Origin of the sequence: Caldimonas sp., assembly GCF_046291045.1 — a bacterium.
Lineage (GTDB): Bacteria > Pseudomonadota > Gammaproteobacteria > Burkholderiales > Burkholderiaceae_C > Caldimonas.
This window is the reverse complement of the sequence record NZ_JBKBSL010000006.1, coordinates 61,507-75,658: the sequence shown is the minus strand read 5'-3', so window position 1 is coordinate 75,658 and position 14,152 is coordinate 61,507. Positions and strand designations below refer to the sequence as shown.

Below are 14,152 nucleotides of genomic sequence, written 5' to 3'. Positions count from 1 at the left end.
GAGTCGAGCCAGCACCTCTAGAGTAGGCCCCCTAAATCTTGCTGCATCGCAACAAAACTGCTTGCAATGCTTGCTAACTCCCCTATACTTTCGATCATGTTGCGATGCAACATAAATGTGTCCACCCACCCGAGGAGTCCTCGATCATGATGACCGCTGAACAACTGGTTGCCGCCCACAAAGCCAATGTCGAGACCCTGTTCGGGCTCACCCAGAAAGCCTTTGAAGGCGTCGAAAAGCTCGTCGAGCTGAACCTGCAGGTTGCCAAGGCCTCGCTGGCCGAGGCCGCCGAGCACGCCCAGGCCACCCTGTCTGTCAAGGACGCCCAGGAACTGCTGGCCCTGCAGGCCTCGCTGCTGCAGCCCAGTGCCGAGAAGGCCGCCGCTTACAGCCGCCATGTCTATGACATCGCTTCGAGCACCAATGCCGAAGTGAGCAAGATCGCCGAAGCGCAAATCGCCGAGGCCCAGAAGAAGTTCATGGCCGTCGTCGACAACGCCGTCAAGAACGCTCCGGCCGGCACCGAGAACGCCGTGGCCCTGGTGAAGTCGGCCGTGGCGGCGGCCAACAATGCCTTCGAAAGCGTCCACAAGGCCGCCAAGCAGGCCGCGGAAGTGGCCGAAGCCAACATCCAGGCCGTGACCAGCTCGGCCGTGAAGGCGGCCCAGACCCCGCGCGCCAAGCGCAGCGCCTGACACCCGCATTTGCAATCGGGGGGTTGAACTTTTCCGGTTCGCCCCGATTCTCAGGAATGCCGTGCAGCGTGGCTCCACGGTCTCCCTGAAAGGTTGTCTCCTCGGTACCTCCCAAGGTACCTTCAGCCCGGTGGTCCCCCACCGGGCTTTTTTCTGCACCTTCAGCCGGAGCGGGTCTTGGCGGCCAGACGCTCGCGGATCTGGGGCAATGCCGCCAAGGCGGCGTCGCGGCCGGCATCCATCGCCAGCCGGCGGGAGCGGAAATCGGTTCCCGCCAGGCCGGCCAGTGGCGGACGGATCACGACATCGGCCTCGCGCAGCTCGAAGTGATTGATGCTGCGCCCCATGATGGCAAAGGTCTGAAGCAACATGCGCATGGCATCGCCCACCGCGCCGCCCTGAGGCGGGGAAGAGATGTCCACGGCGATGACGAAGTCGGCCCCCATCTGCCGCGCAAAGCGCACCGGCACCGGCGAGACCAGTCCGCCATCGACGTACTCGCGCTCACCGATGCGCACCGGCTGGAACACCGCGGGCACGGCGCTGGAGGCTCTCACCGCCGTGCCGGTGTCGCCGCGCCGGAACAGTACCGGCTCCCCGCTGGCCAGATCGGTGGCGACGATGCCCAGCGGCAGCTTCATGCGCTCGATCGTCAACCCACCGGTCTGCTGATTCACGTAACGCGCCAAGGCCTCGCCCCGGATCACCCCGCGCAGCGGGAAGGACCAGTCGGTGATCGCCGTCTCGTCCATGGTCTCGGCCAGGGCACGCAGTTCGGCACGCGATTTGCCCGAAGCGTACAGCGCCGCCACCAGGCTGCCCGCCGAAGTGCCCACGACCAGGTCGGGCTGAATGCCCTGTTCCTCCAGCACCTGAATCACCCCGATATGCGCAAACCCGCGGGCCGCTCCACCACCCAGCGCCAGACCGATGCGCACAGGCCGCGGCTGCGGCGCGGGCGCCGGCGCAGGGGTCACCGAGACGGGCGGGGGAGTTTGACAGGCAGCAAGCGCCACGGTGGACAGCAACAGGCTGCGCCGGCGCAGCTGGTGCAAGCCCAGGCCGGTCCCGGGCGGGAACGAATCGGAAGCTGACATGGAGCGTGATGTTAGCCGGCTGGTGCAGCACCTTCGGTGGAAAGAAAAAAAGAAGCAGGCGTCACAAAATAACTTCACAGCATAACTATCAAATGATTTTGTAGTTCTCATTTATATAAGACCTCCCTACAGTCCCTCCATCCGCGCGGGATGCGCGCGCTGCGTTGGCCTTGCTGGCCGGGTTTCACAAGGAACAACATGGATTGGGTGGCTGTCGTCAGTGGATTCGGGGTCGGCGTGATCGTCGGCCTGACCGGCGTGGGCGGTGGTTCGCTCATGACGCCGCTGCTGCTGTCCGTCTTCAAGCTCAACCCGGCCGTGGCCATTGGCACCGATCTGTGGTTCGCGGGCCTGACCAAGGTCTCAGGCTCGGTCGCCCATCACCGCCAGGGCAATGTCGACTACCGCATCACCGGCCTGCTGCTGGCCGGCAGCGTACCCGCCTCGGTCGTGATGATCGGGCTGATGCACTACACCGGCGTCACCAAGGGCTGGGCCAGCGCCCTGACCTTCTCGCTGGGCATCGCCTTGCTGCTCACCGCCCTCACCGTGGCCTACCGTCAGGCCTGGCACCGCGTGGCTCTGAAGCTGCAACGCTGGTTGCCCGAGCACCGCAAACCCGTGCTCACCGTGGTTGCCGGAGCAGCCCTGGGTGTGCTGGTCTCGCTCAGCTCCATCGGCGCCGGGGCCATCGGCGCCACCCTCATCCTTTTCCTGTATCCGCACATCGAGGCGCGCCGCCTGGTGGGTACCGACATTGCCCACGCCGTGCCGCTCACGCTGGTGGCCGGCATCGGCCATGCGAGTCTGGGCCATGTCGACTGGACGTTGCTGGTCACGCTGCTGGTGGGCTCCATCCCCGGCATCTGGATCGGCGCACGCCTGACCCGCAATCTGCCCGACCGACTCGTGCGCGGTCTGCTGTGCGCCGCCTTGGTCACCGCCGGCCTCAAGGTCATCCACTGATTCGCCTCACGGACCCCGAGATGTATCAATACACCGAGTTCGATCGTCACTTCGTCCGACAGCGTGCGGCCCAGTTCCGCGACCAGCTGCAGCGCCACTTGGCCGGCCAGCTCGGAGACGAGGAATTCAAGGCGCTGCGGCTGCAAAACGGCTGGTACCTCCAGCGCCACGCGCCCATGCTGCGCATCGCCATCCCCTACGGCGAGGTCAGCAGCACCCAGTTGCGTACCTTGGCACGCATCGCTCGCGAGTATGACCGCGGGTTCGGCCACTTCACCACGCGCCAAAACATCCAGTTCAACTGGATCCCGCTGGAGCGTGCCGCAGACGTGATGGACGAGCTCGCAGCCGTGAACATGCACGGCATCCAGACCTCGGGCAACTGCATCCGCAACATCACCAGCGACGCCTTCGCCGGCATCGCCCCCGACGAGATCGTGGACCCGCGCCCCTATTGCGAGGTGATGCGCCAGTGGTCGACCCTGCACCCGGAGTTCGCTTTCCTGCCGCGCAAATTCAAGATTGCAGTCAGCGGTGCTGCCGAGGACCGTGCCGCCATCGGCTGGCATGACATCGGTTTGCAACTGCTGCGCAACGCCAATGGCGATGTAGGCTTCAAGGTGCTAGTGGGCGGCGGCATGGGCCGCACCCCTCTCATCGCCACCGTCGTGCGCGAGTTCCTGCCCTGGCAGCAGATCCTCGTCTACCTCGAGGCCATCGTGCGCGTCTACAACCGCTACGGCCGTCGCGACAACCTGTACAAGGCTCGCATCAAGATCCTCGTGAAGGCCGAAGGCCAGAAGTTCATCGACGCGGTCGAGCACGAGTTCCGCCAAATCCTCGAGCGCGACGTCGACGGAGCCGCTCACATCATCCCTCAGGAGGAGCTCGACCGCGTGGCCCAGCACTTCGACGCCCCCCCCGGCGTGCGCTACGACCCCCAAGCCGCCAACGATGCGCTGGCCGCCGCTGCGGCCGACGCCCCGCCGTCCTACCGTCGCTGGTTGGAGCGCAATGTGCACCGCCACCGCTTCCCAGGCTACCGCGCCGTCACGCTTTCGCTCAAGCGCGTAGGCCAGGCGCCCGGCGACGTCACCGATGCGCAACTGGAGCACGCCGCCGATCTGGCCGAGCGCTACAGTGCCGGCGAGGCCCGCGTCACCCATGACCAAAACCTCGTGCTGCCTTGGGTGCGCGAGTCGGAACTCTATGCCTTGTGGCAGGAGGCCAAGGCCGCCAGCTTCGCCACGCCCAACATCGGCTTGCTCACCGACATGATCGCCTGCCCCGGCGGCGACTTCTGCGGTCTGGCCAATGCACGCTCGATCCCGATCGCCGAGCAAGTCGCCCAGCGCTACCAGGATCTCGACGAGCTCTACGACATCGGCGACATCGATGTGCACATGAGCGGCTGCATGAACTCCTGCGGCCACCACCACACCGGGCACATCGGCATCCTCGGCGTCGACAAGGACGGCGCCGAGTGGTACCAGATCACCCTGGGGGGCTCGGACGGTTCCACGCAAAGCGGACCGGCCACGCCCGGCAAAGTGATCGGCCCCTCGTTCGCCGCCGACGAGGTGGTGGACGTGATCGAGGCCGTGGTCGAGACCTACCGCGAGCAGCGCGCGGCCAACGAACGCTTCATCGACACCGTCAAGCGTGTGGGCCTAGAGCCCTTCAAGAACGCCGCCAATGCAGTGCGCCGCACCACCGGCAAGGCCCTGGCAGCCTGAGGAAGGACACGACAATGAAGTTCATTCATCCCCACGACGACGCTTGGCAGCGGGCCCCCGAGGACGAAGCCGAGCCTCGGCCCGCCGCGCACCGCCTGCTGAGCTGGGCTCAATGGCAGGCGGTGCGCGCCACTTGGCCGGCCCACCTGCTCGCAGGCGTGCAAATCTCCAACGACACCGATGTCGAGGCGCTGGAGGCCGACCTGCCCCGCCTGGGTCTTGTCGTGCTGCACTTCCCGAAGTGGACCGACGGGCGTGCGTACAGCCAGGCCCGGCTGCTGCGCAGCCGCTACCGCTTTGCCGGCGAAGTGCGAGCCGTCGGCGAGGTGCTGGTGGACATGCTGCCACTGCTCGACCGCAGCGGCGTCGACGCCGTGCAACTGCGCGCCGACCAAGACGAGGCCGCCGCCCGCCGCGCGCTCGACTTCTTCAACGGCTACTACCAGGGCGACGTGCACGACAACCGTCCCCTGTTTGCCCGCCGGGAGGCCGTGTCATGACGGCCATCGAACTCTACGCCCGCCCTTCGCCGGACTATGCGGCACGCCATGCGCATGCCCTGGCCGTCCTGCAGTCGGCAGCCGCCGAGTTCCGCGGCCGCATCGTGCAGGCCACCAGCCTGGGCGCCGAGGACATGGTGCTCACCGACATGATCGCGCGCCACACCTTGGGCATCGCGATCGGCACGCTGCAAACCGGAGCGCTGCACGCCGAGACGCTGGCCCTCATCCCGCGCATCGAAGAGCGCTACGGCCTGCGCGTGGAGATCTACGAACCCCAGCACGAGGCTGTGGTGCACTTCGTGCGCAACCACGGCGAAAAGGCCATGTACGAAAGCATCGAGCTGCGCAAGCGCTGCTGTGCCATCCGCAAGCTCGAGCCGCTGTCGCGCATGCTGCAAGGCCGCCAAGCCTGGATCACCGGGCTGCGCCGGGAGCAATCGAACCATCGCGCCGAGGTGCCCTTCCGCGACCTGGACGACCAGCGCCGCGTCAAGCTCAACCCGCTGGCCGACTGGACCTGGAACGACATCTGGCACTACATCGCCACGAACGACGTGCCCTACAACCCCTTGCATGACAGGTTCTACCCCAGCATCGGCTGCGCACCCTGCACACGTGCCATCGCGGTGGGCGAGGATTTCCGCGCCGGCCGCTGGTGGTGGGAGGACGAAAAGGCCAAGGAATGCGGCCTGCACGTCCCCCAAGACACGCCCCCTGCCGTTTCCCTGATCGGAGCCCGCCCGTGAACGCGCCCGCAAGCATCGAACAACTCCTGCCGGAACTCGATCACCGGCACCTCGACTGGCTCGAGGAAGAAGCCATCTTCATCCTGCGCGAGGCCGTGGCGGCCTTCGAGCGCCCGGCCCTGCTGTTTTCGGGTGGCAAGGACTCCTGCGTGGTGCTGCGCCTGGCCGAGAAGGCCTTCAAGAACCACCTGGGCAATGGCGTCTTCAAGGGCCGCCTGCCTTTCCCCCTGGTGCACGTGGACACCGGCCACAACTTCCCCGAGGTGATCGAGTTCCGCGACCGCCGCGTGGCCGAGATGGGCGAGCGCCTGGTGGTCGGCCACCTGGAGGATTCGATCCGGCGCGGCACCGTGCGCCTGGCCCACCCGCTGGAGTCGCGCAACGGCCACCAGACCGTGACGCTGCTCGAGACCATCGAGGAGCACCGCTTCGATCTGATGATCGGTGGAGCCCGCCGCGACGAAGAGAAGGCCCGCGCCAAGGAGCGCATCTTCAGCCACCGCGACAGCTTCGGCCAGTGGCAACCCAAGGAGCAGCGCCCTGAACTCTGGACGCTGTTCAACACGCGCATCCGTCCGGGCGAGCACATGCGCGCCTTCCCGATCAGCAACTGGACCGAGCTGGACGTGTGGCTGTACATCGCCCGTGAAAACATCCCGCTGCCCAGCCTGTACTACGCCCACGACCGCCGGATCGTGCGCCGCAAGGGTCTTCTGGTGCCGGTGACCGAGGTCACCCCGCCCCAGGCCGGCGAGACGGTCGAGACCGTCCAGGTGCGTTTCCGCACCGTGGGGGACATGACCTGCACTTGCCCGGTCGAAAGCACGGCGGCTCATGCCGTCGAGATCGTCTCAGAGACGCTCAAGGTCACCGTGAGTGAACGCGGCGCCACCCGCATGGACGACCGCACCTCCGATGCCTCGATGGAGCGTCGGAAGAAAGAGGGGTACTTCTAATGAACGCCGCAGTCCGCACTCAAGAGATCGCGGATCACCGCGCCTTGCGCTTCCTCACCGCCGGCAGCGTCGACGACGGCAAGAGCACGCTGATCGGTCGCCTGCTCTACGACAGCCGGGCCATCCTGGCCGACCAGCTCGACATGCTGGAGAAGAAGGCCGCAGGCCAGCCCATCGACCTGTCGCTGCTCACCGACGGCCTGGAGGCCGAGCGCGAGCAGGGCATCACGATCGACGTGGCCTACCGCTACTTCGCCACCAAGCAGCGCAAGTTCATCATTGCCGATGCGCCCGGCCATGAGCAGTACACCCGCAACATGGTGACGGCTGCCGCCGGCAGCGATGCCGCCGTGGTGCTGGTGGACATCACCAAGCTCGACGTGGCGGCCCAGCCGGTCGCCTTGCTGCCGCAGACACGCCGCCACGCCCTGCTGGCCCACCTGCTGCGCGTGCCCAGCATCGTGTTCGCCGTCAACAAGCTCGATGCGGTGAACGATCCCGCCCGGGCCTACACCGCCGTGCGCAACGCCCTGCTCGACTTCGCCGAACAGGCCGACATCCAGGTCGCCGGCATCGTGCCCGTCTCGGCCCTGCGCGGCGACAACGTCACCCAACCGCTGGATGCGCCCTGGTACGACGGCCCCTCGCTGCTACAACTGCTCGAAACCCTGCCCACGGTGCAAGAGCGTGTCAGCGGTCACCTGCTCGTTCCCGTGCAGTACGTGGCCCGTGAAGGCGAAGGCACCGGCAACCAGCCGCGCACGCTGTGGGGCCGCATCGCCCACGGCCAAGTCAAGGCGGGCGACGCCGTGCAGATCGTGCCCAGCGGCGAGACCGCCGTAGTGGCCGAGGTGCGCCGCGCCGGCAGCGTGGTCGCCTCCTGTGTGGCCGGTGAATCGGCCGGCATCGTGCTTGACCGCCAGCTCGACGTCTCGCGCGGCGACTGGATCGCCACGCCCGGCACGGCCCGCACCACCCAGCGCTTCGCGGCCACGCTGGCCTGGCTCGACACCGAGCCGGCCGTCGTGGGTCGCAAGTATTGGGTGCGCCACGGCAACCGCTGGGTGCACGCTCGCATCACGGCCATCGACAGCCGCCTGGACATCCACAGCCTGCAGCCCACCGAGGCACATGAGCTGGCCGTCAACGACATCGGCCACGTCACCGTCGAGACGCAGCAGCCGCTGCCGGTCGAGCCCTATGCGGACAACCGCGTCGGCGGTGCGCTCATCGTCGTCGATCCGAGCAGCCACCGCACCAGCGGCGCCCTGCTCGTAAAGTCAGTCGGCTGAAGCAGGCGCTCGCCATGGGCAGGATCGCCTTCATCGGAGCCGGCCCCGGTGCGGCCGACCTCATCACCCTGCGCGGGGCCCGGCTGCTGGCCCAGGCTGACGTCGTGCTGTACGACGCCCTGACCGACCCAGCTCTGCGCGAACTCGCCCCCCGGGCGCGCTGGATCCACGTGGGCAAGCGTGGTTTCTGCGATTCGACGGCCCAAGCCATGATCAATGCGCTGCTGGTGCGCCATGCGCGCGAGGCGGATCTGGTGGTGCGGCTCAAGGGCGGAGACCCCAGCGTCTTTGGGCGTCTGGAAGAAGAACTCGAAGCCGCCGCCGCCGCAGGCCTGGCCACCGAGGTGGTGCCTGGCGTCACGGCGGCGCTGGCCGCGGCCGCCGGCACCCAGCGCCCGCTGACCCGTCGCGGGGCCGGCCGCAGCGTGAGCCTGACCACGGCCATGACACGCGCCGGCGACCTGCATGCCAGCCGCTGCGCCGACACCGAGGTCTTCTACATGGCCGGCCGCCAGCTCGGCGCCCTGTCCCGCCGCCTGCGGCAAGCCGGCTGGCCGGACGACACCCCGGCCAGCGTCGTCTCGCGCGCCGGCTGGCCCGACGAGCTGCACAGCGATCACACCGTGGCCACCCTGGCCCAGGCCAGCGTGCTGCACGCAGGACGCCCCGCCGTGGTCATCGTGGGCTGCGGCGCCCGGCCCCTGACCGCCGTGACCCGCCGGCTTTGTGCAGTACACGGCACGGATCCGGCCGACAAGGTTGTTGCCCCGGGTCAAGACACGAGCCCCGGCCCCCGGCCTTAGAATCCTCGCCAATGCGCCCGATCGGTCGGCTCGCCGCGGTGCTCCGGCCCGGCCTCTGTTTCCTCCATTCCTCGAGACTCCCCCTATGACCCACGTCGTGACCGAAGCCTGCATCCGCTGCAAGTACACCGACTGCGTGGACGTGTGCCCGGTGGACTGCTTCCGCGAAGGCCCCAATTTCCTGGCCATCGACCCCGACGAGTGCATCGACTGCGCGGTGTGCATCCCCGAGTGCCCGGTCAATGCCATCTTGCCGGAAGAGGACGTGCCCGGCGACCAGCAGCATTTCATCGCACTCAATGCCGAGCTGGCCAAGATTTGGCCGAGCATCACCAAGCGCAAGCCGCCCCTGCCCGATGCGGAGGAGTGGAAAGACCGCACCGGCAAGCTGTCCGAGCTCAAGCGTTGAGGTCGATGCATGGAAGCGCCTGAGAGCACGCTGCCCATCGAGACCGATGCCGTCATCGTCGGTGCCGGCCCGGTGGGTCTGTTCCAGGTTTTTGAACTGGGCCTGCTCGAAGTCAAGGCCCACATCATCGACTCGCTGCCCTACCCTGGTGGTCAGTGCATCGAGCTCTACCCCGACAAGCCCATCTACGACATTCCGGCCGTGCCCGTGTGCACCGGCAAGGAACTCACCGACAACCTGCTCAAGCAAATCGAGCCCTTCGGTGCCACCTTCCACCTGGGCCAGGAAGTCACGGAGGTGCGACGCCGCGAGGACGGACGCTTCGACGTGGCCACGGCCAAAGGCACGCGCTTCATCACCCGGACCGTCTTCATTGCCGGCGGCGTGGGGGCCTTTCAGCCCCGGCTGCTGAAGGTCGATGGCATCGAGAAGCACCACGACCGCCAGGTCTTCTACCGCGTCAAGAACCCGGCCCAGTTTGCTGGCAAGAACCTCGTCATCGTGGGCGGGGGCGACTCCGCCCTGGACTGGACGCTCAACTTCGCCCAGGACGGCCCGAACAGGGCCGAAAGCGTCATCCTGATCCACCGCCGCGACGGCTTTCGCGCGGCGCCCGCCTCGGTCGCACGCATGAAAGAGCTGTGCGACGCGATGGAGATGCAGTTCGTGATCGGCCAGATCACCGGCATCGAGGAACAGGGCGACCGCCTCACCGGCGTGAAAGTCACCGGCAGCGACGGCGTGACGCGCGTCGTGCCCCTGGACGTGCTGCTGGTCTTCTTCGGCCTGAGCCCCAAACTCGGCCCCATCGCCGAATGGGGCCTGGCGTTGGAGCGCAAGCAGGTCGTGGTCGACACCGAGAAGTTCGAAACCAGCATCCCCGGGATTTTCGCCGTGGGCGACATCAACACCTATCCGGGCAAGAAGAAGCTCATCCTCTCGGGCTTCCACGAGGCTGCACTGGCCGCCTTTGGCGCCGCGCCCTACATCTTCCCCGACAAGCGCATCCACCTGCAGTACACCACCACCAGCCCCAAGCTGCACAAGGTGCTGGGCGTCGAGACCCCCACCTTCGACGACTGACGCGCCACACGCACCTGCGCCATAATCCGCTGTGTTGCGCGGCCTGCCGCGCATCGCTCCGCTAGGGGTGTTGGGCCTGCCAGGGCCCGACTGAGAAAGTCCCTTTGAACCTGATTGAGGTAATCCTCGCGCAGGGAAGCGTCCGAACGACTGGGCCCCCGCTCCCCACGGGCCTCCTCCTTCCGCCGCCCACCTGCGTCCTGCCAGAAGAGATCGCAGATGGCCGCCGCAGTACATCGTTCCTCCTTCTTCATCCGCCCCGCCCTTCACCCCATTGCGCTGGCCTGCCTTGCCCTGATGGCCTGTAGCGCCCGAGCGCAGGCCGTCTCCGACGCCCTGCCCGTCATCACCGTCTCCGGCCAGGCCCCCACCGCCCGCGCCGAAGTGGGCGGCTTCGGTGCGGTGCCGCTGGCTCGCACGCCCCTGTCAGCCGCGGTCCTCCCCGAAGGCGACCTCAAAGACCGCGGCGCCACTCGCATCGCCGATGCCGTGAGCCTGGATGCCGCCGTGAGCGACAGCTACAACTCCCAGGGCTACTGGGACTTCCTGTCCGTGCGCGGCTTCGTGCTCGACAACCGCTTCAACTACCGGCGCGACGGCCTGCCCATCAACGCCGAAACCTCCATCCCGCTGGACAACAAGGCCGCACTCGAAGTGCTCAAGGGCACCAGCGGCATCCAGGCCGGCACCAGTGCGCCGGGCGGCCTGGTCAACCTCGTCGTCAAACGCCCCGAAGGCCGCGTGCGCAGCGCAGAGCTAGGCTGGCGCAGCCGCCACACCGTGGGCGCGGCGGCCGACCTCGGCGAGCGCTTCGGCACGGATGAACGCTTCGGCCTGCGCGTGAACGCTGCCTACGAACACCTCGACTCGCCCCTGCGCAGCGACACCGGCCACCGCCGCCTGCTGGCCGTGGCCGGCGACTGGCGCCTCAGCCCGGCCACCACCGTGGAAGCCGAGGTCGAGACCAGCCGTCGCAGCCAGCCCAGCCAACCCGCCTTCAGCCTGCTGGGCGACACCCTGCCCGCGCCCACCGACCCCCGCATCAACCTCAACAACCAGCGCTGGAGCCAGCCCGTGGTGATGGAGGCGCTCACCGCCTCGCTGCGCATGCGTCACCAGGTCGATGCCCGCTGGCGGCTCACGGCCCATCTGGGCACGCAGCGGCTGGCAACGGACGACCGCCTGGCCTTTCCCTACGGCTGCGATGCCGAAGGCAACTACGACCGCTATTGCAGCGACGGCAGCTTCGATCTCTACGAGTACGTCAGCGACGACGAACACCGTCGCACGCATGCGCTCGACCTTCATGTCGACGGCAACGTCCAGCTGGGCGGGATGCCGCACACCCTCACCGCCGGCGTACTGTTCAGCCGCTACAAGGCGCGCCTGGAAGACCAGATCTACCGCTGGGCCGGTATCGGCACCATCGACGGCGAGACCCAGGTGCCGCCGTCCGACAGGCGGGCCGCCCCCAACACGAACCGCACCGAGCGCTCCACCGAGTTCTATGTACGCGACACCATCGAGCTGGCCCCGCGCTGGACGGCCTGGGCAGGCCTTCGCCACACGCGCCTGCATCGCAGCACCGACAGCACCAGTGGCGACCCCGAAGCCACCGACTACCGCCAGTCCGTCACCACGCCCTGGCTGGCACTGAGCCACGAGTTCCTGCCTCGCCACATGGTCTACGTCAGCTGGGGCCGCGGGGCCGAATCCGATGTGGTGCCCAACCGTGCCCGTTACACCAACGCCGGGCAGGCCCTGCCCAGTCTGAAAAGCCGTCAGGTCGAACTGGGCCTGAAGGGACAGTCCGACAGCCTGCGCTGGGGCGTGGCCTACTTCGACATCAAGCGCCCGGTGACCTCCGACCTGGGCACGGACTGTTTCGACGACACCACCGGCGACACCTGCACGCGCCAGTTCGACGGCAACGCCCATCACCGCGGCCTGGAAGGCGGTGCCACCTGGGATCTGGGCGCCTGGCGCCTGAACACCAGCGCCATGTGGTTGCACGCCCGCCGCGAAGGTGCGGCCGACGCGGGCCTCAACGGCAAGCGTCCTGTCAACGTGCCCGGCCACACCGTGAAGGCCGGCGTGGAATACCGCGTGGATGCCCTGCCCGGCCTGCGCCTGGCCGCTGCGATGGTGCACGAAGGCGACCGCATGGTACTGGCCGACAACAGCGTGCGCATCCCCTCCTGGACCCGCTTCGACGTGGGCCTGGTGCACCAGCAGCGCGTGGCCGGCACGACACTCACCTGGCGTGCCGGCATCGACAATCTCACCGACAAGCGCGCCTGGCGCGAATCGCCCTTCCAGTACGGTCACGCCTATCTCTACCCCCTGGCGCCCCGCAGCTTCCGCGTGTCCTTGCAGGCCGACTTGTGAGCCCAGGAATTTTCTGGCTATAATTCAAGGCTCTGTTCCCCGATAGCTCAGTCGGTAGAGCGACGGACTGTTAATCCGCAGGTCCCTGGTTCGAGCCCAGGTCGGGGAGCCAAGATGAATGAGGCCCTGCACGCAAGTGCAGGGCCTTTGTCTTTGCCGTGATCCGTGGTGATCACTGAGGCAGGGCGCGGCGCGGGCTGCTGCGGCTCAAGCGCCCGATCAGCCAGTGGGCTGCGATGGCCAGGGCCAGCAGGGTCAGCATGCCCAGGCCCCAGCCGACCCACACGAGCGGCACGATCCAGCCGGCCATGGCCCCCACGGCCGGCAAAACGGCCTGTCCGGCTTCGATCAGCCACTGAAGCTGTGAACGCAGGAGTTCCAGCCACGCAGGGTCGATCCAAACGCCCAGCCACGGGGGCAGGGGCGCTTGCAAGACGGCCTGGGCCGCGCGCCCGGCCTCGGCCGAGCCGATCGATTGCACAGCCCAATGCGCCAGTTCCGCCATCACCCAGGCTCCCAAGGTCCACCCCACCGCGATCACCGCCCACGCGGCCCAGACCACAACGCGCATGATGCCCTCCGACAAAGCATTCGACACCCTGGCCTGGGACCGGGACGGTGGCCCCACGGTTCCCACCGACGGGCTCCCGGCACGAAAAAGGCCGGCACACGGCCGGCCCTTCCATCGCGGCCCCGGGGCTGCGCCCCGGCGCAGCTCACTGCTGCTGCGCCTTGGCGTAATTGGCGATACCGCTGGCCACCTCGGCCTTGGCCGCCTCGGGGCCATCCCAGCCCTGCACCTTGACCCACTTGCCGGCTTCGAGGTCTTTGTAGTGCTCGAAGAAGTGCTGAATGGCTTTCAGGCGCATCGGGTTGATGTCCTCGGGCTTCTTCCAGTGATCGTAGATGGGCAGGATCTTGGTGGTGGGCACGGCCAGCAGCTTGGCGTCCCCCCCGGCTTCGTCTTCCATCTTCAGCACGCCGATGGGGCGGCAGGTCACCACCACGCCGGGTGTGAGCGGAAACGGCGTGATCACCAGCACATCCACGGGGTCACCGTCGTCCGACAGGGTCTGGGGCACGTAGCCGTAGTTGCACGGATAGTGCATGGCCGTGGTCATGAAACGGTCGACGAAGATGGCGCCGGTTTCCTTGTCGACCTCGTACTTGATCGGGTCGGCGTTCATCGGGATCTCGATGATCACGTTGAACTCTTCGGGCGCTTTGGCGCCGGGGGTCACGTTGTGCAGGCTCATGGCGGATGTGGTGAATCGCGAGGGAAAACCCGGATTCTACCGAGGGCCCTTGCAGTGCCCTGACACCCGGCCACGGTGCGAGTGGCGTAGTGTCCGCTGGTAAACACGGGGCGAGCCGTCATTGCGGCGCCGCAGGGCTTTGCGTAGCATGGGCCGGCCAACGTGGCAAGCAAAGACCACGGGCCTTCGATCACCATCGGATCACCAGAGGAAGGAGCCCTT

14 protein-coding genes, 1 tRNA gene and 1 riboswitch are annotated in these 14,152 nt (G+C 67.4%); of the genes, 12 read left to right on the top strand and 3 right to left on the bottom strand.

Annotated features, from left to right (window positions below):
- Window positions 1-143 precede the first annotated feature (143 nt).
- The gene (gene phaP / locus ACK4ZD_RS03645; RefSeq protein ID WP_409658952.1) at window positions 144-695 is read left to right on the top strand and encodes a TIGR01841 family phasin; all 552 of its coding nucleotides are present in this window, start codon (window positions 144-146) and stop codon (window positions 693-695) included.
- Window positions 696-856: 161 nt separating this feature from the next.
- Here the strand turns inward: phaP and ACK4ZD_RS03640 are convergent, their stop codons facing one another.
- Window positions 857-1,792 carry a patatin-like phospholipase family protein gene (locus tag ACK4ZD_RS03640; protein WP_409658901.1) on the bottom strand — a complete coding sequence of 312 codons (936 nt, stop codon included), beginning with the start codon at window positions 1,790-1,792 and terminating at the stop codon, window positions 857-859.
- Between the two features lie 198 nt (window positions 1,793-1,990).
- Between ACK4ZD_RS03640 and ACK4ZD_RS03635 the strand changes: the two genes are divergently transcribed.
- From ACK4ZD_RS03635 to ACK4ZD_RS03585, 11 genes are all read left to right on the top strand, one after another.
- Window positions 1,991-2,758 (top strand): sulfite exporter TauE/SafE family protein, encoded by a 768-nt coding sequence (locus ACK4ZD_RS03635; protein ID WP_409658899.1) that lies wholly within the window; start codon window positions 1,991-1,993, stop codon window positions 2,756-2,758.
- A 20-nt stretch (window positions 2,759-2,778) separates the two neighbouring features.
- Window positions 2,779-4,494 carry a nitrite/sulfite reductase gene (locus ACK4ZD_RS03630; protein ID WP_409658897.1) on the top strand — a complete coding sequence of 572 codons (1,716 nt, stop codon included), beginning with the start codon at window positions 2,779-2,781 and terminating at the stop codon, window positions 4,492-4,494.
- A gap of 14 nt (window positions 4,495-4,508) precedes the next feature.
- On the top strand, window positions 4,509-4,994 hold the full coding sequence (locus tag ACK4ZD_RS03625; RefSeq protein ID WP_409658895.1) for a DUF934 domain-containing protein: 486 nt from the start codon (window positions 4,509-4,511) through the stop codon (window positions 4,992-4,994).
- Window positions 4,991-5,743 carry a phosphoadenylyl-sulfate reductase gene (locus ACK4ZD_RS03620; protein WP_409658893.1) on the top strand — a complete coding sequence of 251 codons (753 nt, stop codon included), beginning with the start codon at window positions 4,991-4,993 and terminating at the stop codon, window positions 5,741-5,743. The genes ACK4ZD_RS03625 and ACK4ZD_RS03620 overlap by 4 nt, the downstream gene beginning before the upstream one ends.
- The gene (cysD, locus tag ACK4ZD_RS03615) at window positions 5,740-6,699 is read left to right on the top strand and encodes a sulfate adenylyltransferase subunit CysD (protein ID WP_409658891.1); all 960 of its coding nucleotides are present in this window, start codon (window positions 5,740-5,742) and stop codon (window positions 6,697-6,699) included. Before ACK4ZD_RS03620 ends, cysD begins: the two co-directional genes overlap by 4 nt.
- Window positions 6,699-7,991: a sulfate adenylyltransferase subunit 1 gene (locus ACK4ZD_RS03610; RefSeq protein WP_409658889.1), complete on the top strand. Its 1,293-nt coding sequence runs from the start codon at window positions 6,699-6,701 to the stop codon at window positions 7,989-7,991. The genes cysD and ACK4ZD_RS03610 overlap by 1 nt, the downstream gene beginning before the upstream one ends.
- Before the next feature lie 14 nt (window positions 7,992-8,005).
- Window positions 8,006-8,794 (top strand): uroporphyrinogen-III C-methyltransferase, encoded by a 789-nt coding sequence (gene cobA, locus ACK4ZD_RS03605; RefSeq protein WP_409658887.1) that lies wholly within the window; start codon window positions 8,006-8,008, stop codon window positions 8,792-8,794.
- Between the two features lie 85 nt (window positions 8,795-8,879).
- Window positions 8,880-9,203 (top strand): ferredoxin FdxA, encoded by a 324-nt coding sequence (gene fdxA / locus ACK4ZD_RS03600; RefSeq protein WP_409658885.1) that lies wholly within the window; start codon window positions 8,880-8,882, stop codon window positions 9,201-9,203.
- A gap of 9 nt (window positions 9,204-9,212) precedes the next feature.
- Complete coding sequence (locus ACK4ZD_RS03595; protein ID WP_409658883.1) at window positions 9,213-10,286, top strand: NAD(P)/FAD-dependent oxidoreductase; 1,074 nt, start codon at window positions 9,213-9,215, stop codon at window positions 10,284-10,286.
- Between the two features lie 53 nt (window positions 10,287-10,339).
- Window positions 10,340-10,440, top strand: a riboswitch (TPP riboswitch).
- A gap of 65 nt (window positions 10,441-10,505) precedes the next feature.
- Entirely contained in the window at window positions 10,506-12,674 is a 2,169-nt protein-coding gene (locus tag ACK4ZD_RS03590; protein WP_409658881.1) for a TonB-dependent siderophore receptor, read from the top strand.
- A 36-nt stretch (window positions 12,675-12,710) separates the two neighbouring features.
- Window positions 12,711-12,786, top strand: a tRNA-Asn gene (locus tag ACK4ZD_RS03585).
- 60 nt (window positions 12,787-12,846) lie between these two features.
- Here ACK4ZD_RS03585 and ACK4ZD_RS03580 read toward each other — a convergent pair.
- Both ACK4ZD_RS03580 and ppa read right to left on the bottom strand, forming a co-directional pair.
- Window positions 12,847-13,245, bottom strand: a complete 399-nt coding sequence (locus ACK4ZD_RS03580) for a hypothetical protein (protein ID WP_409658879.1) — start codon at window positions 13,243-13,245, stop codon at window positions 12,847-12,849.
- A 145-nt stretch (window positions 13,246-13,390) separates the two neighbouring features.
- Window positions 13,391-13,930, bottom strand: coding sequence for an inorganic diphosphatase (gene ppa, locus ACK4ZD_RS03575; protein WP_409658877.1), 540 nt, complete (start codon window positions 13,928-13,930; stop codon window positions 13,391-13,393).
- Between the last annotated feature and the right edge of the window lie 222 nt (window positions 13,931-14,152).